This is a genomic window from Bradyrhizobium sp. (assembly GCF_019242285.1).
Taxonomy (GTDB): domain Bacteria; phylum Pseudomonadota; class Alphaproteobacteria; order Rhizobiales; family Xanthobacteraceae; genus Bradyrhizobium.
The window spans coordinates 1-2,190 of sequence record NZ_JAFAVV010000285.1; the positions used below are offsets into that span (position 1 = coordinate 1).

2 protein-coding genes are annotated in these 2,190 nt (G+C 66.3%); one reads left to right on the forward strand and one right to left on the reverse strand.

The genetic code is table 11. From position 1 onward, the window contains the following. Positions 1-53: 53 nt before the first annotated feature. Complete coding sequence (locus JOY90_RS10945; protein ID WP_291691153.1) at positions 54-518, reverse strand: PilZ domain-containing protein; 465 nt, start codon at positions 516-518, stop codon at positions 54-56. 262 nt (positions 519-780) lie between these two features. Here JOY90_RS10945 and JOY90_RS10950 point away from each other — a divergent pair, with 262 nt between their 5' ends. After that, a complete protein-coding gene (locus JOY90_RS10950) occupies positions 781-1,884 on the forward strand; it encodes a Rieske 2Fe-2S domain-containing protein (protein ID WP_291691154.1) in 1,104 nt (367 codons plus the stop codon). Positions 1,885-2,190 lie beyond the last annotated feature (306 nt).

The following is a 2,190-nucleotide window of genomic DNA, read 5'->3' on the forward strand; positions in this document are numbered from 1 at the left end:
ACACCGCGGCGCCGAGCCCGGCGATGCTCGCTGCGGAAGTGGCCAGGTAGCGGTCAGGAAATCGCGATCGGCGCCGTCATCATGGCGGCGACGAACATCGCGGCGACGAGCAGGAAGGCGAGCATCACGCCCATCGCCACGCCGTAGTGCGCGTGCGGCTCCGCGCGGGTCCAGACGAGCACCTCGTGGGCGGTGGCGGCGGGCGCGTCGAACGGGCTGCGCAAACGCGCGGCGCTGACCGCGCCCTTGCCGATAGGGTCGGCGAACTCGCAGCCGAACAGTTCGTCCTCGGCCCACGCCACCCTTGCCGTGACGGTCCCTGCGATCGGGAGCTCGAGCTCGACCGTTTCGCCGAGTAGGAGCACGGCGCTGGTCCGCAGCGCGAGCCCGGTTTCGGAGATGTTCTCGATGATCGCGCGCGTCGGTCCGGAGACTTCAAGGGCCAAGGGATGGCGGGGCTTGCGGCGCCGCTCGGTGGAGGGCAGCTCAAGGCGGATCTGGGTGGCCAACGGCAGCATCGCACGGCTCGCTTCGGATGGGCCGCGATCATGCTTTCAAAAGTCCTAAGAATCGGTTGCCTCAGTTAAATTGCGCCGGGGGCTGCCGTGGACTAGCATGGCGCCCAAGCGCCCGCTCAGCGGCGCAGCGGAAGAGGAATGTCAGATGGCGACCGTTGAACGGCCGAGACCCGCGGCCCGGGATATCCCCCAAGGCACCGCTTACGGCCGGCCCTCGCAGCATCCGGATGCGGCGCTGACGCAAGTGGGGCCGGGAACGCCGATGGGCGAACTGATGCGGCGATACTGGCAGCCGGTGCTGGCCAGCCGCAACGTTACCGCGCGCCCCAGGGAAGTTCGCATCCTCGGAGAAGACCTGATCGTCTTCCGCGACGGCGAGGGCCGCCCCGGCCTGCTGTACCCGCGCTGCATGCACCGCGGCACGAGCCTGATCTGGGGCCATGTGGAGGCGGACGGGATTCGTTGCTGCTACCACGGATGGAAGTTCGCAGTGGATGGGCAGTGCATCGAGCAGCCGTGCGAGCCCAATCCGCGCCAGTGCCGGCCCGAGCACCGCCAGCCGTGGTACCCGGTGGCCGAACGCTATGGCCTCGTGTGGGCTTACATGGGCCCGCCCGAACGCATGCCGGCGATGCCGCGCTTCGATGCGATGGAGCCGCTGGAGGAGGGCGAGGACTACCTGGCGTTCGACAATAGCCTCGGCAGCCACGGCGACATCAATGGCCCGGAGGTGGTGCCCTATTCGTGGCTGCACATGAACGACAACGTGATGGACCCCTTCCACGTCCAGGTGCTGCACACGACCTTCTCCGGCACCCAGTTCGTGCGCGAATTCGAGGTCATGCCGAAGTGCGAGTTCGAGGAGATCGCCGGCGGGGTGATCTACCGCGCGCACCGCGACCTTGCGGACGGCCGTCATCAGGAGCGGGTGTCGACCTGGATGATGCCCAACATCATGTTCGTGCCCGACGTCGCCATGCGCGCGGGACGACCCAACGGCATCGGCATCTCGGTGCCGGTCGACGATACCCACAGCCGCATCCTGATGGCGATGCGCACGCCCAGGTCCCCCGACGGCAAGCGGCCGATGCGCGGGCTGGAGGCGGAAAACTTCAAGCCGTGGCACGAGCGCACGCTGGAGGAACGCCAGGACCAGCCCGGCGATTACGAGGCGCAGGCCGGGCAGGGCCCGGTCTCGCTGCACAGCGAGGAGCACCTGGTCACCTCGGACAAGGGCATCGGGCTGCAGCGCCGCATGCTCCGCCGCGCGCTGGAGATGGTGGCGGCCGGCGGCGATCCGCCCGGACTCAGTTTCGACGAAGGCACGGTGACCCACGTGCCATCTGGCAACTTCTACTCAGGGTGAATGGTGCGCCGCGCAGTCGCGAGCGAACCGGTCTCGGCCTCTTAATCCCTGCCTGCAGGGAATTTAGCAGCGTATTTGCTGATTTCCTGCGTTCGCTAAGGACCTTCCGAGGGTAACATTCTGCACGTTCCCAAAGAATTGCCACCAAAATTCCCTGCACGCCCTAGCAGGGAACGCTATCGGCAGAGCAGGGAATTCAGCTGCGATTTCGCCGTGCAAGCAGGGGACAAAGACCCAGACTGAAAAAGGGGTGGCTTGCCAACGAACTGCAAATGCGGCTAATGAAGTGTAATTTCACACTCAGAA